The sequence below is a fragment of the Moraxella marmotae genome (assembly GCF_042219885.1).
In the GTDB taxonomy this organism is placed as follows: domain Bacteria; phylum Pseudomonadota; class Gammaproteobacteria; order Pseudomonadales; family Moraxellaceae; genus Moraxella; species Moraxella marmotae.
In genome coordinates this window covers 2,094,010-2,119,702 of sequence record NZ_JBHJHR010000002.1, presented here as the reverse complement: position 1 = coordinate 2,119,702, position 25,693 = coordinate 2,094,010, and the positions used below count along the sequence as shown (strand labels likewise).

Sequence of the window (25,693 nt, the reverse complement as noted above, 5' to 3'; positions counted from 1 at the left end):
TATTGAGTTTGATGAATTTACCAAAATCTGGCATTGTTCACCGATTTTGGGTTTTATTTGCCTAAAGTTAACTAAGATTATAAACCAAACTAAGTATCAGCAAAGAAAAAAATCTGGTTCTTTACCGTACTTTACTGTGCGTTGGCTTGGTATAAACTGACCACATGACCGACAATGATGATGGCAGGGGCATTGATGGCGGCAGATTCTTTTTTGGCGACAATGTCTGCAAGCACGCCTGTTAATACCGTCTGCGTAGGCAGGCTGGCATTAGAGATGATAGCAATCGGCAAATCACTTGGTAAGCCTGATGCCGTAAGGCTTGCAACGATTTTTGGTAGGGCGTGCAAACCCATATAAAACACCAAAGTTTCATCGGTTTGGTAAGCACTTTTTAGGCCGTCAAACGCTTCGTTGGTCTGATAACAACCTGTCAAAAACCGCACCGAAGTCGCCACGCCACGATGGGTCAAAGGAATGCCGGCATAGCTGCCTGCCGCCAGTGCTGCCGTGATGCCACTGACCACTTGATAGGCGACGCCTGCTTGTTGGCAAGCCAACATCTCTTCGCCACCACGCCCAAAGACAAACGGATCACCGCCTTTTAGGCGTAGCACTCGTAAGCCCATTTTGGCATAATGTACCAAAAGCTCGTTGATTTCATCTTGTGTTTTGGTGTGGTCTTTGCGTTTTTTACCGACAAAGATTTTTTGGCTGTCTCGGCGGCACAAATCCAAAATTTCATCAGACACCAAGGCATCGTATAGCACGACATCGGCTTGTTGCATCAGTCGCAATGCCTTAAAAGTCAATAAATCTGGGTCGCCAGCACCTGCACCGACAATGTACACTTCGCCGCTTTTTTGGTTATTTTGGCAAAAATTTTGTAATTCATCGGGCAATTCGGCAATTTTTTCGTCTTTTAACGCCCGGTTAAATATCGATTCCCAAAAATAGCGGCGTTCGGTGATGCTGGGTAGGGCATCTTTGACCGTTTGGCGAAAATCTCCTGCTTTTTTGGCAAGTAAGCCCAAGCTGCTGGGTAAACTGCTTTCAATTTTGGCACGAATCAAGCGAGCCAACACAGGGGCTTTGCCATTACTGGATACACCGATGACGATAGGACTGCGATCCACGATGGCAGGAAAAATAAAATCGCACAAATCTGGCGTATCGACCACATTGATGGCAACGCCATGCTGTTTGGCGGCAGCGTGAACGGCAAGATTGACGGTGTGATTATCGGTAGCACTGACAATCAAGTCTGGCTGGTGGCTGCCAACATCACTGCCATCAAAACTTTTTTGGACAGCTACAAAAGATTGCTGCTCTAAAAATGCCAAAAATTCATCGTCAAAATTTTTGGCAATCGCCACGATGCTCGCACCTGCCTTTGCCAAGAGTGTCGCCTTGCGGTAAGCGACATCGCCGCCGCCGACAATCAGCACGGTTTTATTTTTTAGATTAAAAAACAATGGCAAAGTATTCACAACAGCTCTCTGGGTTTGTTGGCTTGGATTGGCGTTTGGTTCGGCAGACGATGACGAACCAAACGACGATTAATTAAGCGGTGATTAATTATCCGATGATTCATTAAACGACAATTAACTGAACAATGGCAAACGGCTGACCGATTCGCCATCGTAGCCCGTGGCCAAGTCCTGCAAGGTTTTGGTCAAAGTCGGCACTTGCTCGGCATCTACCAAAAATGCATCAACGCCTGATTTGACAAAGTAATTGGCCTGATCAAGGGCAAAATCGCCAGCGATGATGATCTCACCGCCAAAGCCCTTGTGTCTGGCATGACGCACCAAGCTAAAAACACGACCGTCCATAAAATTGGCAACGCTAAACAGCAAAGGGGCATCGGCTTTGATGGCAGTTTCAATGTCATCTGGCGTGCTATCAGCAGTCAATGCCTGCTCCAAATCGTATTCACTTGCCAAAACTTCACTCTTTGCATCGGCAAAAACCTTAATTGTACTCATTTTTTATCCTTATTATTTGTTAAATTGTCCACCGCATTGCTTTGTCAGAATGCCTGCCAATTTTTTATTTTTATTGGTAGGCAAACTGACACGGTGGCAAGCTGGCATGATTAACCATAAACGGCTGCTTTAAACGGAGCAATGCCCAATCGCTCAACGGCTTGAGCGAAACTTTCGACATGCTCATCGGTTTCGATGCGTGCATTTTTATACACATCGACAATGGTGGCGATGGTACTGGCAACATCGTCCGCTGCCACGGCACGACCCAAAATTTGTCCCAATTTGGCATTTTCGCCAGAATTGCCGCCAAGGCTGATCTGATACCAATGTTCGCCTTTTTTGTCCACGCCCAAAATACCAATATCACCCACATGGTGATGGGCACAGGCGTTCATACAGCCTGACATATTTAGGCGAATCTCACCCAAATCATACAGATAATCCAAATCATCAAACTGCTTTTCGATGGATTCGGCAATGTTATGCGTGGTGGCATTGGCAAGTGCACAATAGTCAAAGCCCGGGCAGATAATCATATCGGTCAAAGTGCCGATATTGGCACGAGCTAGGTTTAACTCACTTAACTTTTGCCACACGGTGTACAAATCGCTGATTTTAACATCGCCAAGCACCAGATTTTGTTGGTGCGTTGAGCGAATTTCGCCCAAGCTATAAGCGTCCGCCAAATCCGCCAAGGCAAACATCTGTGCATCGGTAATGTCGCCTGCAGGAATGTATTTACCATCAACAACGCCAGCTTTTAGTGAGATAATCACCGCCTTGTAGCCGTTGATTTTGTGCGGTACGGTGTTGTGCGTGTACCAATCGCTAAATGCCTTGTCTGCCAAAAACTCGTCCAGTGTTGCTTGGGCAGCCAGACTGTCGATTTGCTCATAATCTGGCTCGCTAAAGTAGCTTTGAGCTTTGGCAAAATGGGCATCGCTTAGGGTCAAATCGCCGTCTTTGAGCGTTTGCCATTCGGCATCGACTTTTTGGGCAAAGACATCTTTGCCAAGGCTTTCAACCAAGATTTTGATGCGTGCTTTGTATTTGTTATCACGGCGGCCTTCAAGGTTATACACTCGCAAAATGGCGTCCAGATAGCTTAACAAATGACGGCGTGGTAAAAATTCATTAATCACCTTGCCGATAATCGGTGTGCGACCCAAGCCGCCGCCGACCAGTACTTCAAAGCCAATTTCGCCATCACGCTCAACCAAATGCAGACCAATATCATGCACTTGCGTGGCGGCACGGTCGGTTTTGGTGCCGATGACGGCAATTTTAAATTTGCGTGGCAAAAAGGCAAACTCTGGGTGAAAAGTACTCCACTGGCGGATAATTTCGCAATAAGGGCGTGGATCGGCAACTTCATCAGCATGAATACCAGCATAAGGGTCAGTGGTGGTATTGCGGATACAGTTGCCTGAAGTTTGAATGGCGTGCATTTGACTGGCGGCAAGTGCAGCAAGAATGTCTGGCACTTCTTCAAGTTTTACCCAGTTTAGCTGCAAATTGGTGCGTGTGGTAAAATGCCCATAGCCTTTGTCAAAATCACGAGCGACTTGTGCCAAAGTACGCAGCTGATTGCTTGACATCAAGCCATAAGGAATCGCAATACGCAACATTGGTGCATGACGCTGGATATAAAGACCGTTTTGCAAGCGTAATGGCAAAAATTGCTCTTCGGGTAACTCGCCTGCCAAAAAACGCTGGGTCTGGTCACGAAACTGAGCCACACGCTCATCAACCAGCTTTTGGTCGGCATAGCTATATTGATACATGGTAATTCCTTTGGCTTATTGCTAATGGGATAAAAGTGGTGTTTTTGGATATCGCATCATGTTAAGCGTTTGATATTAAAAATTAAAATTCAAAAATGGAATATCAGTAACAGTTTTGGGGATATGATGCAATCGGGCAATATTGTACAACAAAACATGGCACAATAAAATCACCCAATCCACAAAACCGCCTGATGGTGTCAGACGGCTTTGTTGGTTTTGGGCAATTGGGTGGACGATTTGCTGGGCAATTTGGCGGCGTTATTCTGTGCCAAATTCTTTGCGTTTTTTGGCAAAAAATCTGTCCAGTCTGTCCATGGCATCTTCCAAATCAATAAGATTTGGCAAAAATACCACACGAAAATGGTCAGGGGCGTCCCAGTTAAAGCCCATGCCTTGGACGATGAGTACTTTTTCTTCGATTAGCAATTCCATCATAAATTTCATGTCATTATCAATCGGATAGACATCACGGTCAATTTTTGCAAAGCAATAAAAAGCACCTTGGGGCATTGTGCAGCTAATGCCTTTGATGGCGTTTAGGCGTTCAACCGCCAGATTTCGCTGCTTGTACAGTCTGCCAGTGGGGGCGGTCAAGGCTTGCATGGATTGGTAGCCGCCCATCGCTGTCTGAATGGCGTATTGGGCTGGCACATTGGCACACAGACGCATACTGGCAAGCATGGTCAAGCCTTCGATAAAGTCGGCGGCGTGGTCTTTTTTGCCAGATAGCATCAGCCAACCTGAACGATAGCCAGCGATGCGATGCGATTTGGATAAGCCATTATAAGTCAGTACCAAGCAATCATCGGTGATGGTACACATTGGTGTGTGCGTGATGCCATCGTACAAAATGCGGTCATAAATTTCGTCCGCCATGATGACCAGACCGTATTTTTTGGCAAGTGCGGCGATACTTTTTAGCATCTCGTCAGAATACACAGCACCAGTTGGGTTGTTTGGATTGATAATCACAATGCCCTTGGTGTTGGCGGTGATTTTGCTTTCGATGTCCGCCAAATCAGGCTGCCAGTTGTCTTCTTCAACGCAGCGATAATGCACTGCCTTACCACCAGCCAAATTGGCGGCGGCTGTCCATAGTGGATAATCAGGCATCGGAATCAGCACTTCATCGCCGTCATTGAGCAGTGCTTGCATGGTCATCACAATCAGCTCACTGACGCCGTTGCCGATATAGACATCATTGACATCGATGGCTGATAATAAGCCTTTGCCTTGATAATATTGCAGCACCGCCTTACGAGCGGCAAAAATCCCTTGTGAGTCAGAATAGCCTGATGCATCTGGCAAATTTATCGCCACATCACGAATAATCTCTTCGGGGGCGAGCAGTCCAAATGGGGCAGGGTTGCCGATATTGAGCTTGATGATACGCTGGCCTTCAGCTTCCATGCGGTTGGCGGTTTGTAATAACTCACCACGAATGTCGTAGCAGACATTGGCAAGTTTGTTGGATTTTTTTAAAGGTTTTGGCTCTGACATGGTGTGTGGTTCCGATGGGGGTTGGGGAAGTGGGGCGGACAAGTCGGCAGCGGCGTTTTGTGGCGTTTTATTGGTTGAATCGTCCAAGCCATTTAATAAATAGCTTTCGCTGACGCCCAAAGCGGCTGCCAAAATGGGCAATTTACTCATCACAATGCCATTTTTGCCGCATTCCCAATTGGCAATCGCACCACGGCTAACAGGCGTACCCAGTTCGCCCATTTTATTTGCCAAGGCTTCGGCGGATAGCCCCAATGCTTTGCGGCGGTTTTTTAGGCGTGTGCCTTGAGAGATAGTGATGGCGTTGGTATTTGTCATGTGAAATTTCCCAGAATGTTAGGTTATTGTATGTCAAAGACAGATAAAATGCAAGTTATACTTTACAAAATTTACAAAACTTTGGCAAAAGATAAAAATGCAAGTAAATCTTGCAAAATAGTAAATAAACGCAATTTTCCAACTATTTTTTTTGGCAACTATTTGACATTTAAAATGCTGGTCAAATGTTGGACAAATTTTTCTCGATTTATTTTTAACAAAATCTAGCATTTTTGTATTTTTTTGTATATAATAGACAAAATCTACAACGAGCGAGTGATTATGAATACACATAACTTTATCTTAGCATTGACGCAAGGGTAAGTTATTTGTTTTAATCATTCGCTTTTTTGTGGGCAATTTTTGCCAATGGGCGAGTTTTAGCGACGATTTCGCTAAAAAATTTTGCCCAAAATTTGGGGTAGATTAACTTTTATTCCAATAAACATTTAAAATTTATAAAAAATTGGGGCAGATTCATGACGGTTCAAACAACTCAAAAAGCCATTTTGGCACTTGCTGATGGGACAATTTTTCGTGGTGTGAGCATCGGTGCTCAAGGTAGCACGGTTGGCGAAGTGGTTTTTAACACCGCCATGACTGGCTACCAAGAGATTTTGACCGATCCAAGTTACTCAGGGCAGATGGTAACTTTGACTTATCCGCACATCGGTAACACTGGCTGCAATGACGAAGACTGCGAATCAGGCCGCATTCATAAAGTGTGGGCGACAGGGCTGATTATCCGTGATTTGCCACTGCTACACAGCAATTTTCGTGCCACAGGTTCGCTGTCTGATTATCTGATGGCACATAATGTGGTGGCGATTGCTGACATTGACACACGCCGATTGACAACCCTGCTACGCACCACAGGGGCTCAAAATGGCTGCATCATGACCGCTGATGCTGACGGCAATATCGATGAAGCTCGTGCCGTTGAGCTTGCCAAATCAGCACCATCAATGAAAGGTCAAGACCTTGCCAAAGTCTGCTGCGACCAACAAGGCTATGTGTGGACGCAAGGCTCTTGGCAGCTTGCCAATGATGGACGCAATGCCAAGACAACCGAAACTGGCGGACGATTTGCCGAGCTTGGCACGGACATCGAGCAGCGTTTTAATATCGTGGCTTATGATTTTGGTGTCAAAACCAATATCCTGCGTATGCTTGCTGACCGTGGCTGTCATGTGACGGTTGTGCCTGCAACCACACCAATTGATGAAGTGCTAAAACACAATCCTGATGGCATTTTCTTATCAAATGGCCCTGGCGATCCTGAGCCATGTACTTATGCCATCGAAGCGATTCGCCATGTGATTACTCAGACTAAGATTCCTGTATTTGGCATTTGCTTGGGTCATCAGCTTTTGGCATTGGCCAGTGGTGCAAAGACTGTTAAGATGAAATTTGGCCACCATGGAGCAAACCACCCAGTACAAAACCTAGCCGATGGCACAGTGATGATCACCAGCCAAAACCACGGTTTTTGTGTGGACGAAGACAGCTTGCCTGAGCATGTCCGCCCAACGCATCGCTCATTGTTTGATGGCTCAAACCAAGGCATTGAGCTGACCAATCACCCAGCATTCAGTTTCCAAGGACACCCAGAAGCCAGCCCCGGCCCACATGATTGTGCGGTGTTGTTTGACAGATTTGTCAGTGAGATGGAAAAGGTGAAGGAGTTTTAACATATGGCTATTATTGTAAAAACAAAAGAAGAGCTAAAAAAAGCAATAGATAGCAAAACTCAGTATTTTATTGTTGAGGGTGAGCTTGCCAAAGAAATCAAGCAAACGCAGTTTGTTACTACACTGAATAAGTTTGCTTTATTTGGATTGGCAGCTTCAGTTGCTGCTATTGTTGCTACGCCAGTGACTGGTGGAGTGTCTGGAGCGGTAGGTGCTGCTGGCTTAATAGGACTGTCTGCTGCTGGTGTTCCTGCTGTAAGCACTACGGTTTTATTGGCTATAGTAGCTGTAGGCGGAATTCCGATCATTTTGGCTTTGTTTAAAGGGTATGATGTAAAGTATACAATGCATCCAACAGAAGGTATACGTGCAGAATTTAAACGAAAATGATTGATTTATTTCGCTAGTGCTGTGAATATTAATAAAAAGAGTATAGAGTATTTAATTGTTAATATGTGTACAACGAATGTTAAATTATTTGTAGGATTTGACATTTAAGGTAGCGAATAAGTTATTGCTAAATACTAACATATATCATTGGTTGAATTTAAAGTTTAGCTAATGATGTAATTGATATTATAAAGAGAGTAACCATGCCAAAGCGTACAGACATAAAATCCATTCTTATCATCGGTGCAGGCCCTATTGTCATTGGTCAGGCTTGTGAGTTTGACTATTCAGGGGCTCAGGCTTGTAAAGCCCTAAAAGAAGAAGGCTACCGAGTGATTTTGGTGAACTCAAACCCAGCCACCATCATGACCGACCCTGCGATGGCAGACGCCACTTATATCGAGCCGATTACTTGGCAGACGGTTGAAGGTATCATCGCCAAAGAGCGTCCAGACGCCATTTTGCCAACCATGGGTGGTCAGACGGCACTTAACTGTGCGTTGGATTTGGATAAGCATGGCGTGCTTGCCAAATACGGCTGTGAGCTTATCGGTGCAACCAAAGACGCCATCGAAAAAGCCGAAGACCGTGAGTTGTTTGACAAAGCGATGAAAAAAATCGGTCTAGAATGCCCACGAGCGGACATTGCCGAGACCATGGAGCAGGCGTTAGAGATTCAATCTCGCTTTGGTTTTCCAGTGATTATCCGTCCATCATTCACCATGGGTGGCTCAGGCGGTGGCATTGCTTATAACCGTGATGAATTTATCGAGATTTGTGAGCGTGGTTTTGACTTGTCGCCGACACATCAGCTGTTGATTGACGAAAGTCTGATCGGCTGGAAAGAATACGAAATGGAAGTGGTGCGTGATAAAAACGACAACTGCATCATTGTCTGCTCGATTGAAAATTTCGATCCGATGGGTGTGCATACAGGCGACTCTATCACCGTTGCTCCTGCCCAGACCTTGACGGACAAAGAATACCAACTGATGCGTAATGCGTCCATTGCAGTTTTGCGTGAGATTGGCGTAGAAACAGGCGGCTCAAATGTGCAGTTTGGTATCAATCCAAACAACGGTCGCATGGTGGTTATCGAAATGAACCCACGAGTCAGTCGTTCATCTGCTTTGGCGTCCAAGGCGACAGGTTTTCCGATTGCCAAAATCGCTGCCAAATTGGCGGTGGGCTATACGCTTGATGAGCTAAAAAATGACATCACAGGCGGCAAAACGCCAGCCAGTTTTGAGCCATCGATTGACTATGTAGTTACCAAAATCCCACGCTTTAACTTTGAAAAATTCCCACAAGCAGAAGCGACTTTGACCACCCAAATGAAATCGGTGGGTGAAGTGATGGCGATTGGTCGCAATTTCCAAGAATCGATGCAAAAGGCACTGCGTGGACTAGAAACAGGGGCAACTGGCTTTGATGAAATCATTGATTTGCAAGGCAAGTCTGACGATGCCATCACCAGCGAAATCAAAAACCGCCTAAGTATCCCAACGCCTGACCGCATTTTTTATATCGCCGAAGCCTTCCGCCATGGCATGAGCCTAGATGAAGTGTTTGGCTATACCAACATTGATAAGTGGTTCTTGGTGCAGATTGAAGATATTGTGCACACCGAAAACCAAATCAAAACCCTAGGCTTTGGCGGTTTGACTGCTGACAATTTACGCCAATTTAAGCGAAAAGGCATGAGCGATTTACGCATTGCCAATCTGATGGGCATCAGCCAAAAACAACTGCGTAAACACCGCTGGGAATTGGGCGTGTATCCTGTGTATAAGCGTGTGGATACTTGTGCAGCTGAGTTTGAGACTTCAACGGCTTATATGTACTCAAGCTATGATGACGAATGCGAAGCTCGCCCAAGCGACAAAGACAAAATCATGGTTATCGGCGGTGGCCCAAACCGCATCGGTCAAGGCATTGAGTTTGATTATTGTTGTGTGCATGCGGCACTTGCCATGCGTGAAGACGGCTTTGAAACCATCATGGTAAACTGCAACCCAGAAACCGTCTCAACCGATTATGACACATCGGATCGCTTGTATTTTGAGCCTGTTACGCTTGAAGATGTGTTAGAGATTATCCGCACCGAAAAACCAAAAGGCGTCATCGTCCAGTACGGTGGTCAGACACCGCTAAAATTGGCTCGTGCATTAGAAGAAGCTGGTGCGCCGATTATCGGTACTAGCCCAGACGCCATTGACCGTGCCGAAGACCGTGAGCGTTTTCAAAAAATGCTGCATCAGCTTAATCTGAATCAGCCACCAAATGCCTTGGCGACCAGCAGCGAAGAAGGCTTAATCAAAGCCCAATCAGTCGGCTATCCGTTGGTGGTGCGTCCATCGTATGTGCTGGGCGGTCGTGCGATGGAAATCGTCTATAACGAAGATGAGCTAAAACGCTATCTGCGTGAAGCGGTGCAAGCGTCAAACGAAGCACCAGTGCTGCTTGATCGATTCTTGGACGATGCCATCGAAGTTGATGTGGATTGTGTCAGCGATGGCAAAGATGTGGTGATTGGCGGTATCATGCAGCACATCGAGCAGGCAGGCGTGCATTCTGGCGATTCGGCGTGTAGCTTGCCGCCATATTCGCTGGGTGCTGACATTCAAGCTCAAATCCGTGAGCAGACTATCGCCATGGCAAAAGAGCTGGGCGTGATTGGCTTGATGAATGTCCAATATGCAGTCAAAGACAACACCGTGTATATTCTGGAAGTCAATCCCCGTGCCAGCCGCACCGTGCCATTTGTCTCAAAATGCATCGGCACTTCTTTGGCAAAAGTCGCCGCACGCTGCATGGCAGGCAAGTCTTTGGCGGAGCAGGGCTTTACCACCGAGATTGTCCCAAGCCATTATTCGGTCAAAGAAGCGGTATTCCCATTTGCCAAATTCCCGGGTGTCGATCCGATTCTAAGCCCAGAGATGAAATCCACAGGCGAAGTGATGGGCGTGGGCAAAACCTTTGGCGAAGCGTTTTATAAGGCAGTTATCGGCTCAAACGAACGCTTGCCGGGCTTACCAGTTGATGGCGAAATCAAAAAAGCCTTCTTGTCAGTGCGTGATGGCGATAAGAAAAATCTGCCTGCCATCGCCAAGCAGCTTGTCGAATATGGTTTTAAATTGGTGGCAACTGGCGGCACTCAAAGCGTGCTGGCAGCTGCTGGCATCGAGTGCGAGCGTATCAATAAAGTCAATGAAGGCCGTCCGCATATTGTCGATATGATTAAAAATGGTGAGATTCATTTGGTAGTGAATACAACCGAAGGCAAGCAAGCCCAAGAAGATTCGTTCTTGATTCGCCGCAGTGCCTTGCAAGCCAAAGTGTTTTATGTAACCACCATGAGTGCTGCTCATGCGGTGTGCATGGCGTACCAAGTCAAGCTGCCGTTTGATGTGTACAAATTGCAAGATTTGCACGCTTAACCATCGGCATGAGTACCGCTGGTTTGGTGATATTTGCAAAGGTAGATTTGGTTTAGATTATTTAAATTAAATTAACTTGCCCAATTCAACAATTTAGCAATTGAATAAATGGACAATTTAACCATTTGGTAGATTGACAAATTGGGCAGGTTAAAAATTGAGCCAAACCGACCAACTGGCGTATGTTTTATAAAATGGCAAGCGGTCAATGCGTTTGGTTTTATCAAAAAGGCTTGCAATTTTCTTAAAACCCAGTAAAATATCGCTATCAAATTGTCCAAGAAAGCCTTGCCAGATGAAAGTTTGGCAAGCTTTTTTGCATTTGTTTATTTGCTTTAAAAAGGAAAAATTATGCAACGCTATCCCATGACCCCAGAAGGACATCAGGCACTAGAAGAAGAGCTAAAGCAGCTAAAAACTGTTGAGCGTCCACGCATCACCGTCGCCATTGCCGAAGCACGAGAGCACGGCGATCTCAAAGAAAACGCCGAATATCATGCCGCACGAGAGCAACAAGGCCTGTGTGAAGCACGCATTCGTGATATCGAAGCCAAATTGGGCGGTGCTCAGGTGATTGACCCAAGCAAACTGCCACAAGATGGGCGAGTGGTGTTTGGTGTAACGGTGGTGCTTGAAAATCTGGACGATGGTGCAGAACGCCGTTATAAGATTGTCGGTGATGACGAAGCGGACTTTAAGGTCGGTAAAATTTCGGTCAATTCGCCCATTGCTCGTGGCTTGATTGGTAAATCAGAAGGCGATGAAGCCAAAATCCAGACACCAAGTGGTTTGGCGGAATTTGAGATTTTGGAAGTGATTTACGCCTAAATTTTATCAAAATAAGGATAAATCGATGAAACATTTTCATATGTTTGCCGCCATGTTGGTGCTGTTTGTGTTTATTTTTCAAGCATTGCCAGCACTGGCAGGTAAGGCAGCAAGCACATCAAAAGTGTTCAAAATCGCCACACATGTGCTGTATTTGGCGTTGGTGCTGTCTGGGTTTTGGCTGTTTTGGCAGCTGTACCAAGTTGCAGGCGTGCAGCATTGGGCGATTGCCAAGCTGGTTTTGTTGATTGTGGCGGTATCGGCAACCATCAAAGCCCAGCGTAATTACACCCAAGCACCATCACAGGCCAAAGCTGGCTTGCTGATTGCGACAGTGGCTTATGTGGGCATTTTGACCTTGGCAATCACCAAGCCTATGCTTGGCTGATTTGGGCAAATTTGTGGTGGATTGTGGCAAATTGGCAATGCGATTACACCAAGCCGCACCAATATGCTTAAACAAATTTTCATTTAACCAGTATGATTGGCATAAAATCATGCTATAATTGGTTATTTTATTTTCGATGGCTGAAAATGATTTTCAGCCATTTTTATGTGAGTGAAAAAGGATAACTATGCTAAGTTTGAGCAAAGACGATGTCCGTATGCAGGCGACTGCTGGCAATAAAGATGAAGCGTTGGCGGTACTTTGCGATATTTTGGTTGAAGACGGTTTGGTTGATGCCGCTTATTTGCAGGGGCTAAAAGATAGAGAAACGCAGTCATCGACTTATCTGGGGCAGGGCATTGCCATTCCGCATGGTATGCCCAGCTCTCGTGATAGCATCAAGCAAACTGGCGTGCGTTTGGTGCATTTTGCTGATGGTGTGGTTTGGAATGATGCTGGCGACAAGGTGCATTTGGCGGTGGTGATTGCTGCCAAATCCGATGAGCATTTGCAAATTTTACAAAATCTGACCAAGGTGCTGTCCGATGATGTCAGCGATGCCATTGCCAATGCTCGCCAAGCTGATAATGTCATTGATGCGTTAAACGCCAAAAAGCAGTTTATCCAGCAGGCACGCTTGATCTGCCTTGATGTGCCAGCTGTGGACGAAGATGAGCTGTATCTGCAAGCATTGCAGCAGCTAAAGGCTCAAAATTTGATTTCGTCCATTTTTTTGCCAAAGCACGAGCCAAGCAAATTGAGCCATGCTCTAAGCTGTGTGGTGCTAGAAAATCACCCTGCACTCAAAGGCTCGGCATTGGCGATTGCTGCCAACCAAACGCAGGCTTTGGCGGTGGTGAGTGCAACGGCCAGCATCGACAAAGACGCACTGGAACAGGCGTATGATGTGTTGATGAGCGATGAATTTGCCCAAGCCATCACGCAGGGTGATAAAGCGGCGGTTTTGACGCTGCTTGGCATTGATCATCAAGACGGCTGGGTATCGGCATCGGTGGTTTTGCCGATTGCCCATGGCTTACACGCACGCCCTGCCACGGCATTGTCCGAGCTTGCCAAGCAGGCTGATGGCGATGTCAAAGTGTGCGTTGATGATGGCGATTATGTGTCCGCCAAGAGCTTAACTCGCCTGCTGTCTTTGGGGGCAGGCATGGGGCAGACTTTGACTTTTATTGCCAAACCGCAGACTGATGCGGCGGCATTGTTACCAAAATTGGTCGAAGCGGTGCAAGCAGGGCTTGGCGATGAAGTTGTACCAATCACCAAAACCGCCAGCAAAACCACGCCAGCACAGGATTTGGCTGATTTGGCGGCGTTGTCTGATACCAAGGTGGATCATTTACCAATCCTTGATGGCGAAAAAATCCCAGCGATTGCCGCCGCTGCAGGCTTGGCGGTGGGTAAGGCGTATGTCATCAAGCCGCTGCAGTTTGATTATCCGATGACTGCCGATGTGCCAGCCGACGAGCTGGCTCGACTAAATGCCGCCATTGATGCTGTCAAAAATGAGCTTGCCGCCTTAATTGCTGATGCCAAAAAAGCCCAAATTGCCCAAATTTTTTCGGCACATTTGGCATTGCTTGACGATGAAGAAATCACCACAGGTGCGTATGCCGACATTCAGGCAGGCAAGTCTGCACCAGCGGCATGGCACGGCTTTATTGAAAAACTTGCCAATGCTCAAGCGGCATTAGGCAATCACTTGCTTGCCGAGCGGGCCCAAGATTTGCGAGACATTGGTCAAAAAGTTTTATTAAAATTACTTAACCAACAAATCGCCACTGCACCTGACAGTCCGTATGTGCTGATCAAAGAAGACCTATTGCCGTCAGATGTGGCAAATCTTGACCCAGCTTGTGTGGCAGGCATCATCACGGCAGTGGGCGGAGCCAGCTCGCACAGTGCCATCATCGCCAGAGCGTTGGGCATTCCTGCTTTGGTGGGGGCAGGCGGTGGCGTGCTGACGATTGAGAATGAAACGACGGTTTTATTGGACGGCAGCCAAGGGTGGTTTGTGGTGCGTCCAGATGAGCAGATGGTATCAGATTGCCAACAGGCTCAGATCCGCTATCGTGAACAAAAACGCTTGGCTGGTGAACAGGCTCATTTGCCAGCGATAACGCTGGATAATCACCGCATTGAAGTGGCGGCAAACTTGGGTAATGTCGCCGATACTGCCGATGCCGTTACCAATGGTGCCGAAGGCGTGGGCTTACTGCGTACCGAACTTGTCTTTATGTCGCACACACAAATTCCTGATATCGATACCCAAATTGCCGATTATGAGCAAGTGTTTGATGCCTTAGACGGCAAGCCTTTGGTGGTGCGAGTTTTGGATATCGGTGGCGATAAAGCCTTGCCATATCTGCCGATGGCTGCCGAAGAAAACCCATTTTTGGGATTGCGTGGCATTCGTCTGCTACTTGCCCACCCACAGATGTTACGCAGTCAATTGACCGCCTTGATTTTGGCGTCCAAAGGGCGTGATTTGCGTATCATGTTTCCGATGATTGGGCGTATCGAAGAGTGGCGAGCGGCACGAGCGATTTTGGACGAAGTGTTGGCTGAGTATCCGCACGACAATTTGCAAGTGGGCATTATGCTTGAAGTGCCAAGTGCGGCAGTGCTGGCATCGCATTTTGCCAAAGAAGTGGACTTTTTTAGCATCGGTACCAACGATTTGACCCAATATGTACTGGCCATTGACCGTGGCCACCCACAGTTATCAAAAGATGCTGACGGCTTGCACCCAAGCATTTTGACGCTCATTCACCAAGTGGTGCAAGCGGCACATGCCCATGGCAAATGGGTGGGCGTGTGCGGTGAGCTGGCTTGTGATGCCAAGGCAGTGCCGATTTTATTGGGCTTGGGTGTCGATGAATTGTCGATGTCATCTGGTGCAATTGCCTTGGTCAAAGCACAGATTCGCACGCTGTCCTTTGCCAATGCCAAAACCCTTGCCAAGCAAGCATTACAATGCCAAACCGCAAGCCAAGTGCGTCAATTGACAGAAGGTGCGTTATGAAAAAAGTGCTGTGTATCACGCTAAATCCTGCACTGGATATGACAGTGATGGTGGATTGTCTAAGTCTTGGCAATGTCAATCGAGCCACAGGCGTACAAATCGATGCCGCTGGCAAGGCGTTAAATGCCGCTCAGATTTTAAGCCAGTTGGGTGTGCAGGGCGTGGCATCTGGATTTTTGGGTGCGGATAATGTTGGTGAATTTGACAAATTATTTACCAAAAGTCATACGAATATCAAGTCGTCTGATGAGCATTTGCCAACGCTGTTGGTTGATGAATTTGTGCGTGTGGCAGGGCAAACTCGCACCAACATCAAATTAACCGATAACGGCACGACCACCGACATTAACGGCAAGGGCTTTGTGGTGCAAGATGACGACAAAGCGGCATTGATGGCAAAAGTTTTGACACTGGCGGCACACTGCGATGCGGTGCTGATTGCTGGCAGTTTGCCACAAGGTTTTGATGGCAGAGATTTTGACACTTTGCTTGGCGAGCTTGTCAAGGTCAACCCAAAAGTGGCGGTCGATGTTAGTGGCGATGCTCTAAAAATCGCCATGCGTCATTCGCTGTGGCTGATTAAGCCAAACAACGATGAGCTGTTTGAAGCGTTTGCCAAGCCGTGCGACACGCTGGACGAGCAGCAGGCGTTATTTGCGACGCTGGCGACTGACATTGAGCATATCGTCATCTCCATGGGCGATAAAGGCGTGCATTGGCTGACAGCCAATCAAGTTTATCGTGCCACGCCGCCTGCCGTGCAGGTCAAAAGCACCGTGGGAGCTGGTGATACTTTGGTCGCTGGCATGATTTATGGCTTGCTTAGTGAGCATTCACCGAGAGAAATTTTGGCCACAGCGGTGGCATTATCCGCCCATGCGGTGAGTATTGTAGGCTTTGATGTGGCAGATCCAGTGCGTCTTGATGCCCTAAAATCACAAGTGGCATTTTATGGGTAACATATTTATCACTGTTATCAATAATGCTGGGCAATTTTTTTATCTAAAATTTAATCTGTTGTTAAATTAATCTGTATTTTGTATGTTTGGTTGTTGCTTGATTTGTTAAACTTTTGTCAAATCTTTAGCCATTTGGCAGGTTGATGGCAAATTAAGCAAGTTTAAGTTTAATTGGTGTTTTATGCAAAATTTCCCTTCTTCGGTTGCCATCAGTTTGGCAACAAGTAGCGTTCATGCGTTGCTCGTTGCCAAGCAGTTGGTCAAATCACTCAATCAACAAGGCGTGGTTGCCGCCATTATGAATACGCATTCGGCAGATGTGCCACGCATCGTCATCGGTGATGGTGCGATGCAACCAGCCGATGTCATTTATTTGGACGCCAGTCAAATGACAGGCAATGAATTTGCCGATGTGCAGTTTTTGGTATCGTTATTTGCAAACAATGGGCAAAATTTGCTACAAAATTCATCGAAATTGCCGAGCCAATCGCCAAATCACACCACAGGCAAGCCGCTGCATTTTGTGGCGATTACCGCTTGCCCAACAGGGGTGGCACACACCTTTATGGCGGCAGATGCCCTAAAATTGGGTGCAGAACGCTTGGGCTATACCATCGATGTTGAAACTCAAGGTTCGGTGGGGGCAAAGAATATTTTGAGCGATGAAAGCATTGAGCGAGCCGATTTTGTGATTTTGGCGACGGATATTGAAGTCAATGCCGATCGCTTTGCCAATAAAAAAATCTATCGCACCAGCACAGGCAATGCCCTAAAACAAACGGAAAAAACCTTTGCCGATGCCATCGCTACCGCAGCGGTTGCCAGCACCAAGGGCGACAGCGTCGGCGGCGAAACCAACACTAGCACCCAAAAATCAGGTGTGTATAAGCATCTTTTGACAGGTGTGTCATACATGTTGCCGATGGTGGTGGCAGGTGGTTTGTTAATTGCTTTATCTTTTGTGTTTGGCATTAAGGCGTTTGAAGTTGAAGGCTCGCTGGCGGCGGCGTTGATGGGAACGGGCAAGGCGGCGTTTGGTCTGATGGTGCCACTGTTGGCAGGGTATATCGCCTATTCTATCGCTGATCGCCCAGGTTTGGCGGCAGGTTTGATTGGCGGTGCTTTGGCTGGTACTTTGGGAGCAGGCTTTTTGGGCGGTATTGCAGCAGGTTTTTTGGCAGGCTATGTGTCGCTGTGGCTTGCCAAAAAATTGACTTTGCCTGTAACGCTTGAAGCACTTAAGCCGATTTTGATCATTCCTTTGGTGAGTAGTTTGGTGGTCGGTCTTGCCATGTATTATGTCATCGGCACGCCAGTGGCTTATGTACTTAGCCAAATGGAGCATTTTTTGGCAAATATGGGTACTGCCAATGCGGTAATTTTGGGTGTGATTTTGGCAGGCATGATGTGCGTGGATTTGGGTGGACCGATTAATAAGGCAGCTTATGCGTTCTCGGTGGGGCTATTGACTTCAGAGAGCTATTTTCCCATGGCGGCGGCGATGGCAGGCGGTATGGTGCCAGCCATTGGCATTGGTTTGGCGACTGTCTTGGCTGCCAAAAAATTCACCGACAACGAGCGTAACGCTGGTAAAGCGGCGATGGTTTTGGGTGCGTGCTTTATCTCTGAAGGGGCGATTCCATTTGCCGCCAAAGATCCTGTGCGTGTGATTCCTTGCTGTATCATCGGTGGCGTGCTGACAGGTGCATTGGTGGCGTTATTTAACATCACTTTGGTTGCACCGCATGGCGGCGTTTTTGTACTGCTCATTCCGGGTGCGGTCAATCATGCACTGATGTATCTTGTGGCGATTGCGGCAGGCAGTTTATTGACTGGTGTGGCTTATGCACTGGTTAAGCCAAAAGAAATCGCAACAGCTGCATAATAGTCGCATCATTGCCATGCTTGATTAAACAGCATGAACATTAATATTAACAAATTGGCAAATTACCCATCGATAAATGAGCGGACAGTTTGCCAATTTGACAAAAAAATACAAAACCTGCCTTTGGTGGGTTTTGTATTTTGTGGCTGGCGTGCTACAATAGGGATTTTAATTTGATGGTGTCAGCACCAACCAAGCAAATGACAACAAACCTTGGAGTATGACTGTGAGTATTGCGATAAAGATTCAAAGCCAAAACCCTGTAAAACATTTGGGATTGATTGTTGGTGCAGCGATGGTGTGTGCATTGGCAGGCTGTGCCAGTAAGCCGACTTATAACAGCACATCTGGTACGGGCAAAACGGCGACCAGCCATCAGGTGATTACCGACAGTAAAGGCGTGCCAAACCGCTATCAAGTCAAGCAAGGCGACACGGTGAGTAAGATTGCCCAGCGTTATGGTCTAAATTGGCGTGAAGTTGGACAAATGAACAACCTAAACAGCAGCTATACCATTCAGATAGGGCAATGGCTAACCCTGTGGACGGGCACGCTAAAAGCTCGTGAGCAAGCCATCAAGTCAGGCAAACACAGCGGCACAAATCAAACCGTCATCACCCAAAACTCCAGAACCCAACAGCCAAATGGTGGGCAACCTGCCAAGCAGTCAGCTCGACAACCAGTCCAACCATCATACCAAGCACCAGCACCACAGCCACCCATCGCAGCCGCCACCAACGCTGCTGCACCTTTTGCCACAGGCAGCTCAGGCGTGATGCAGTTTCGCTATCCTGTTGGCACCAATAACCCTGTGGTACGCCGTTTTGGTAAGGCGACTGTGGCAGGGACAACTGTGGACAGTCATGGCATGTGGTTCTCTGGGCGTGATGGCGATGCGGTTAATGCCAGTAATGCAGGCACGGTGATTCAAGCTGACCGCAATATGGACGGTGCCAGCATCATTATTCAGCATACCAATGGCTTTGTATCAAGCTATATCCATATCAAAGACGCCCAAGTCAAAACTGGCGACAGCGTCCGTCTGGGGCAGCGTATCGCCAGCATGAAAAATCAGCCAAGCGGTGCGGCATTGCTTGAGTTTCGTGTGGCAAAAAATGGCGTGTATGTCGATCCTTTGACTGTGCTAAAATAGCCAAAACGATGCCAAAACAATGGCACAATAACGGTGTTGGCAAGGGTGGCAATAATGGTAATAACGGTTAAAATCCCAGCCAGATTTATAAAATTTATCAATGGGTAAGCTGTTATGCTCATACTCCAAATAACATTTTACTTTGAATAACATTCAAAAATGCCACCATAAAAATCCCAAAATCACCCAAATACAATCTGTTTGGGTGATTTTTTTGTCAGTTTGATGGGTTGTTTTGAAAATTTCGTAAAACTTAGCCCAAAAACTTAGTCGAAAAACTTACCCAAAGAAAATACCGCCAAAATGTTGGCGGCATGGTGGCGATTGATTGCAATTATTTAATAAATAATTATTTAATAACAATTATTTGGCGATAATTATTTAGCAATAGTTATCCAATAACAATCATTCATAAATCTTAATATAAGCACCTGAACGCAATTCTTGTAGCCAGTCTTCTTGTGCTTGCGGTGCTTGGCGTGTGAATAGATATTCACGAGCGGCGTTGCGGCGGTATTGTTCGGTAACATCTTTTTGGCGGATATCATTGACTTTTAGGATATGCCAGCCAAATTGTGAGCGAAACGGCGTTGAGTAGTCGCCACGAGCGGTGTTTTTCATCACGGTTTCAAATTCGGCAACCATTTCGCCTTCATTGACCCAGCCCAAGCCACCATGCTGTGCTGCCGAGCCTGTGTCGTCTGAGTAAGTGGCTGCCAGCATCGCAAAATCACCGCCTTTTTGTAGCTCTTGGTACAGGGCGTTGATTTTTTGTTCGGCCATGTCGCTGCTTTGGTTGTCATCGACACGAGCTAGGATATGGCTGGTGTTCCATTCAGATGCCAAGATTCTGGCTTGTTCTTTTTTATCGACCAATTTGATCACATCGATACCATCGGCACTGACCAAAGGCAGTGATGTCTGACCAATCGCTAATTTATCAACTTCGGTGGCGATATTGGCGGGCAGGGCATTGGCATTAATCAGACCTGTGTCCACGCCTTGTAGTTCGCCAGTAAGTTTGGTTTGGTTGGTTTTTAGGGTTTGATCCAGTGTTTTGCTGTTATCAAGTGCCGATTTGACCTGCTTGGCGACCGTCAGTGCTTGCTGGTAGTTTTGTTCGCTGGCGGTGTGATTCAGATAAGGCACACGAATGTGTAGCAGCTGATATTGGCTTTGGTTCAGTCGTGCCGCTTCTGGGCTTTTTAGGAATGCATTGACCTGCTCATCGCTGATACGCACACGGCTTTGCACTTGGCTTTGCCACAGAGCTGCCATTGATGCGTCTTGGATTAGCCCTTGACGCAAGGCAGCATAACTGCCTGCTTGCTTACCATCTAGCGTGCTTTGTAGCTCTGCTAGGCTTGATAGGCCTTGAGATTGGGCGATTTGTAGCAGTTGCTGATTGATGATGGCATCATTGACAACCATGCCAGCACGGTTAATCAGACCCAGTTGCAGTTTTTCATCAATCAGCTCATTTAACGCCACTGCTTGCACTTGCTCACTGGTGGCGACTGTGCCACGCTTTTTCATTTCGTCAGCGACGATTTGGGCGGCTTGCCCCAGCTCACTTTTTAAGATGATTTCGTCATTGACGATGGCGACGATGCCGTCAGTGCTGTTACTGCTGATTGATGCATGAGCCGCCAAGCTAAGACAGCCAATCATCGCTGCTGCCAAGGTTTTGATGATAAAGTTACCTTGCATGAAAAATCCTTATGTACTTATGTAAAATCAGTTAAATGGCAAAATCGCCAAAATTGTCATAAACCGCTTAAGTGTAGCACTTGCCACGCCAATCGTCAAACAAACAAGCAACCGCCGCCATGATAATTGTTGGGCATTTACAAAATTGCCAAGATTAAGCAAGTTTTTAGCCCAATTTGCTTAATTTACCAAGTTTAAGCCTGAATTTGCCAAGTCGAATTTTGCCAAATTTGCTCAATTTAGCAAATTTTAATTGTCGATGTTAAAAATTTGTGCAAATCAGCACCGCAAAACCAAAACATAATGGTAAATTAGAACCAAAATGGTCAATTAGAACAATCAATCCAGCCAATCAATACGCTTTTTGCCATGCGTTTTGCACTTGATCATAGCCCAAAATTCTGTCGCTTAACAGACGATTTAGGCGGCTACTACTGGTGATACCATTGAGTCGAATCTCTGCCATGATGGCGGTGTTTGGCGACTGGTGCGGATTGATGGCATCACGATAGCGGCGTGCGTAGATTGACAAGCCATAGCAGCAATCTTCGTAATTGACCCCCAAAATCGAATCCATCAAATAGCCCTGTGCGTGATCGTATTGCGCCTGTCCCATCAGCCGCCAGCGGTTGTTGATGGGGAAAATCGCCGATGCGGTATAAGCAGACAGGGCGGATTGGTTCAAGGCACGGTTTTGTTTGCGTTCGATGATGCCTAGGTTAAATAATGTCTGTTCGCTGGGTTGATAACGCAGCTGGGCAACGATGTTATTAAGATGATAATTGGTGGCAAACGACCCTGATGCGTCTAGCCATAAGCCATTTTTGGGTTGTAAACTGGCTTGCCATGCCAATCCTGAACTTTTGCCGATGAAATTTTGGTGATTGTCATTATCAATGCCGACACGCACATCATCAAGTAAAATCTGCTCAGCGATACCACCTTCAAAGCGTGTCTGCCCTGTGCTGTCAATGTAGCGATAGCTAATCGCAGGCGTGATGGCGTGCAAGTCTTGAATGCGGTCATAACCCAAAAGCCACTGATTGCTCAACAGCTGCTCATAGCTTAATTGGGCGACACCAGTCTCAAAATTTGGGATATTTTGCTGGTTTTTAAATGGTGTATAAGTGTAGTGCAGGCGTGGCGTCAGCACTTGATAGCCGCCCAATTTGTCATCAAATAAGGCAAACGGCGAGCCAGATTTTTCAAAAAACAAGCCTGCGTCCACGCTGAGTGTGGGGGCAAAGACTGAGTATTTACCATCTTGTTTGCTCAAATTTTGGTCAGCTAGGCTGTCTTCGTCATAGCTGGCGTACAAGTGCGACAATGAGAGCTTTGGCGTGGCATAGCCCCACGAGCGTAAGATGGGGTAGCTGGCACTGATTTGGTTAAACATTCTGCCGCCGCTTTTTTCAGGCTCAGAGTTGTCATCGATGGTTTTTTTGAAATACGCTGAATTGTGGATACCGCTGATTTGTAAGCCGTCTGGTAAGCCCAGCCATGCTTTTGGCAGGCGATAATTGACCGACAACTGCGGCAGGCGAGCATAAGGGCGGTCTTTGTCCAAAATGCGTGTGCCGTCAATCTTAGCACCATCTAAGCGTTGAAAATCTTCAAAACGAAAATCTGCCGAGACATTTTCGTCCAAAAAGCTCGCCCCAATGCGTCTGGGCAAGTTTAGACTGGTGGATTCTAGTCTTAGGGCATCAAAATCGGCAGGGTATTTGGCATCAGAGACATGCTGGTACTGGGCATAAGCGTGGATTTTGTCAAATTTTTTGGGTTGCCAACCATGCTCAAAGCGGATACGGCTGCGGTCTTGGTTGTGGTATTGTCTGTCGTTTGGCAAATATGATGCCGTCAGCTCACCTGAGCCAAAATTGCCAGTCAAATAGCGAAATTCGCCAGTAATCATCGGATTTTTGTTGGTAAAAATCGTTGGCGTGATGGTGGCATCATAATTTGGGGCTAGGTTGAGATAATAAGGGGTGCTAATCTCAAAGCCATCAGACGCACCAAAGCCAGCTGTCGGCAACAAAAAACCTGACGCACGGCGAGAGTCGATGGGGAAATTAAAATACGGCAAATAAAAAACAGGAATTTCTTTGATACGCAAAGTGGCATTTTTTGCCACAGCGCGCCCAGTGTCGCTGTTAATATCAATCTTGTTGGCGTCCAGATACCATTTGCGTTCTGTTGGCGGGCAGGTGCTAAACATCACATCTTGCAGCTGATACTGGCTGTCGCTGATTTTGTCCATTTGCCCAGCGTAGCCGTGGGCGTTAATGCTGGTGCTGGCAAAGGCGACATCACGAGCGGTGGCAGTTTGCCCATCGGTGCTGTATTGCAGACTTTCGGCAACGCCAATGATGCCAGTGTTTTTGCCATGATTTGTGCCATTGCCCGTACCGCTGTCTGTGCCATTATTTGTACCGCCATCGCTAAATTGCACTTGACCGCTTGCCACCGCTTGCCCTGTGATGGTGTCTAGCGTGATTTTATCGGCAACGACACGCTGGCCGTTTTGCTCGACAATGACATTGCCCACCAGTTCGGCATAATTTTTGGCGTCATAATAGCCATAATCGGCTTGGGCAAAAATACCGTCCGCCGCCAACAGATTGCCATCAGCGTCCAAGCGTGGCGAAGTTTTGCCATCGGCGGTTGTCGGTGCGGCAGGCTGCAACCAGACGCCTTGGCAGCGAGCTTCTTGGTTGGGTTTGGTGTGATAATTTTCGGACAATTTGGCAAGGCTTTGGCTGCGAGCGACGCCATTATCAAAGCCCAATTTTTCGATAATTTGCTGACCCAAATTTGCTTTGGCTGTGTCATCGTGGTCGCCATGATTGGCGGTTTGATGGCTGTTGGCGGTGGTGAAATTGGTGAAATTGGTTGAATCGTCAATCTTGCCATCAGCACCATTATCGCCATTGTCATTGTCGCCATCGGTTGCCATCATACCATCAACATTGGCATTAACAGCGGTGTCGGCATTGTCCGCAGTATCAGCGTTTGGCTCTATCATTGGCGTGGCGTGTGCTGTCTGTGCTGATTGTGCCAAGGCGTGCATCGGCATGGCAAAAGGCAGACTTGCCATACCAAACAACACACAGCGAATGGCAGTTGCCAAAGGGGTTTTGGACTGATGATGTACCACGGTGTTTGGTGAATGGGTTGCAAAAATACGAGAACGAGTCACAGTTTGCCCTTTTGGTCAAGAAACAACAATAAAAACAAAGAAAATCTTGGTTATTTTACACCATTTGTGGGCGTTTGTTGTGAGAATTTTTGAGATTTTGTGGGCGAATGTGGCAGCTTGAGCGATGGGTATATTTTGCCGATGATAGTTTTACTGGTAAAAGCAAGCAAAATCCGCTAGACTATCGGTTTTAGTTTACCAATTTAGTTGATTTATCGTTGCGGCAATTGGCATGGCAATTGGTAGGGTTAAGTTAAATTAAACAGGCATTTGTGTTGATATTGATATTAATACCGATATTGCGTTTATGCTATGTTGCCATGCCCATGTTTGCTGATACGATAAATTAAAAATGATGAGAAAAATGATGAGCAATACACACGCAAGCGAACGCTTTGATGAGATGATGGATTTTTTAAATGCCCATTTGGCGGCTGGATTTTCGGTGGAGAGCCTGCCTGGTGATGCCAGTTTTCGCCGTTATCATCGCATTTATCTGCCACAAAGTCAGATGACTTACCTGTTGATGGACGCACCGCCCCAAAAAGAAAGCGTCAGCGAGTTTGTCCATGTCGCCGAAGTGATGAGCGAAGCGGTGAATGTGCCAGACATTATCGCTCGTGATATGGCTCGTGGGTTTTTGTTGTTGCAGGATTTTGGCACGGTGGAATTTGCCCATCTGATTGCCGAAGATGCCAAGCATAAAGATGTGTATTATACCCAAGCCTTAGGCACTTTGGCACAGCTACAAAGCATCAGCACCGATGTGGATTTGCCAGCATATAGCGACGAAAAACTGGCACAAGAGATGGCTTTGTTTGATCAGTGGTTTTTGCCGTATTTGGGCGTAAGTCTGAACGATCACGCCCAAAAGCTGTGGACACAGCTACAACAGACAGTTATCAATGCAGTCGCTGCCCAGCCCAAAGTTATCGTACATCGAGATTATCACAGTCGCAACTTGATGGCGGATAAGGGCAGTGATGCCTTGGGCGTGATTGATTTTCAAGATGCGGTGATCGGTGCTTATACTTATGATTTGGTGAGTTTGGTGCGTGATGCTTATATTGATTATGATGAAACTTGGGTCGAAAAACGCATTCAAGAATTTTATCAGCTGATTCGTCCCCGTGTCGATTTGGGCAGTTTTATCGCTCAGACCAATGTCATGGGTGTGCAACGACACCTAAAAGTGCTGGGCATTTTTATCCGCCTGTCTGAGCGTGATGGCAAGCACCGCTATCTTTTGGACATTCCTAAGGTGATGCGTGATTTATTGACCGAATTGCGTTGGCTGTCAGAGCATACCCATGATGCCGTGTATGGCGAGTTTTTGGCATGGCTACAAGCCGATGTTTTGCCAGCTTATCAAGATAAATTTCAAAGCCAATAATTGGCGAAAATAATTCAC

The 25,693-nt window shown here is 46.8% G+C and carries 16 protein-coding genes; 10 read left to right on the top strand and 6 right to left on the bottom strand.

Going from position 1 to position 25,693, the window contains the following annotated elements:
- Positions 1 to 131: 131 nt before the first annotated feature.
- The 4 genes from cysG to ACFBZI_RS09815 form a co-directional block, all read right to left on the bottom strand.
- Entirely contained in the window at positions 132 to 1,490 is a 1,359-nt protein-coding gene (cysG, locus tag ACFBZI_RS09830) for a siroheme synthase CysG (protein WP_375716153.1), read from the bottom strand.
- A gap of 114 nt (positions 1,491 to 1,604) precedes the next feature.
- The gene (locus ACFBZI_RS09825; protein ID WP_375716152.1) at positions 1,605 to 1,988 is read right to left on the bottom strand and encodes a DUF934 domain-containing protein; all 384 of its coding nucleotides are present in this window, start codon (positions 1,986 to 1,988) and stop codon (positions 1,605 to 1,607) included.
- Positions 1,989 to 2,098: 110 nt separating this feature from the next.
- Entirely contained in the window at positions 2,099 to 3,775 is a 1,677-nt protein-coding gene (locus ACFBZI_RS09820; protein ID WP_375716151.1) for a nitrite/sulfite reductase, read from the bottom strand.
- Positions 3,776 to 4,036: 261 nt separating this feature from the next.
- Positions 4,037 to 5,596, bottom strand: a complete 1,560-nt coding sequence (locus tag ACFBZI_RS09815; RefSeq protein WP_375716150.1) for an aminotransferase class I/II-fold pyridoxal phosphate-dependent enzyme — start codon at positions 5,594 to 5,596, stop codon at positions 4,037 to 4,039.
- Positions 5,597 to 6,075: 479 nt separating this feature from the next.
- On the opposite strand from ACFBZI_RS09815, the gene carA reads away from it, so the two are divergent.
- The 9 genes from carA to ACFBZI_RS09770 all read left to right on the top strand — a co-directional run bounded on the left by carA (position 6,076) and on the right by ACFBZI_RS09770 (position 19,373).
- Positions 6,076 to 7,287 carry a glutamine-hydrolyzing carbamoyl-phosphate synthase small subunit gene (carA, locus tag ACFBZI_RS09810; RefSeq protein ID WP_375716149.1) on the top strand — a complete coding sequence of 404 codons (1,212 nt, stop codon included), beginning with the start codon at positions 6,076 to 6,078 and terminating at the stop codon, positions 7,285 to 7,287.
- A 3-nt stretch (positions 7,288 to 7,290) separates the two neighbouring features.
- On the top strand, positions 7,291 to 7,677 hold the full coding sequence (locus tag ACFBZI_RS09805) for a PM1101 family membrane protein (protein ID WP_375716148.1): 387 nt from the start codon (positions 7,291 to 7,293) through the stop codon (positions 7,675 to 7,677).
- 203 nt (positions 7,678 to 7,880) lie between these two features.
- Positions 7,881 to 11,117 carry a carbamoyl-phosphate synthase large subunit gene (gene carB, locus ACFBZI_RS09800; protein ID WP_375716147.1) on the top strand — a complete coding sequence of 1,079 codons (3,237 nt, stop codon included), beginning with the start codon at positions 7,881 to 7,883 and terminating at the stop codon, positions 11,115 to 11,117.
- A 351-nt stretch (positions 11,118 to 11,468) separates the two neighbouring features.
- On the top strand, positions 11,469 to 11,945 hold the full coding sequence (gene greA, locus ACFBZI_RS09795) for a transcription elongation factor GreA (protein WP_375716146.1): 477 nt from the start codon (positions 11,469 to 11,471) through the stop codon (positions 11,943 to 11,945).
- 25 nt (positions 11,946 to 11,970) lie between these two features.
- Positions 11,971 to 12,333 (top strand): SirB2 family protein, encoded by a 363-nt coding sequence (locus ACFBZI_RS09790; protein WP_375716145.1) that lies wholly within the window; start codon positions 11,971 to 11,973, stop codon positions 12,331 to 12,333.
- Positions 12,334 to 12,520: 187 nt separating this feature from the next.
- Positions 12,521 to 15,376, top strand: coding sequence for a phosphoenolpyruvate--protein phosphotransferase (gene ptsP / locus ACFBZI_RS09785; protein WP_375716144.1), 2,856 nt, complete (start codon positions 12,521 to 12,523; stop codon positions 15,374 to 15,376).
- Entirely contained in the window at positions 15,373 to 16,335 is a 963-nt protein-coding gene (locus ACFBZI_RS09780; protein ID WP_375716143.1) for a 1-phosphofructokinase, read from the top strand. The genes ptsP and ACFBZI_RS09780 overlap by 4 nt, the downstream gene beginning before the upstream one ends.
- 181 nt (positions 16,336 to 16,516) lie before the next feature.
- Positions 16,517 to 18,220 carry a fructose-specific PTS transporter subunit EIIC gene (locus ACFBZI_RS09775; protein WP_375716142.1) on the top strand — a complete coding sequence of 568 codons (1,704 nt, stop codon included), beginning with the start codon at positions 16,517 to 16,519 and terminating at the stop codon, positions 18,218 to 18,220.
- A 220-nt stretch (positions 18,221 to 18,440) separates the two neighbouring features.
- Positions 18,441 to 19,373: a peptidoglycan DD-metalloendopeptidase family protein gene (locus ACFBZI_RS09770; protein WP_375716141.1), complete on the top strand. Its 933-nt coding sequence runs from the start codon at positions 18,441 to 18,443 to the stop codon at positions 19,371 to 19,373.
- A gap of 405 nt (positions 19,374 to 19,778) precedes the next feature.
- On the opposite strand, the gene ACFBZI_RS09765 is transcribed toward ACFBZI_RS09770, so the two are convergent.
- Together ACFBZI_RS09765 and ACFBZI_RS09760 are read right to left on the bottom strand one after the other, a co-directional pair.
- Entirely contained in the window at positions 19,779 to 21,083 is a 1,305-nt protein-coding gene (locus ACFBZI_RS09765) for a peptidylprolyl isomerase (protein WP_375716140.1), read from the bottom strand.
- A 352-nt stretch (positions 21,084 to 21,435) separates the two neighbouring features.
- A complete protein-coding gene (locus tag ACFBZI_RS09760) occupies positions 21,436 to 24,282 on the bottom strand; it encodes an LPS-assembly protein LptD (protein WP_375716139.1) in 2,847 nt (948 codons plus the stop codon).
- Positions 24,283 to 24,646: 364 nt separating this feature from the next.
- Between ACFBZI_RS09760 and ACFBZI_RS09755 the strand changes: the two genes are divergently transcribed.
- The gene (locus ACFBZI_RS09755) at positions 24,647 to 25,675 is read left to right on the top strand and encodes an aminoglycoside phosphotransferase family protein (RefSeq protein ID WP_375716138.1); all 1,029 of its coding nucleotides are present in this window, start codon (positions 24,647 to 24,649) and stop codon (positions 25,673 to 25,675) included.
- Positions 25,676 to 25,693: the final 18 nt, after the last annotated feature.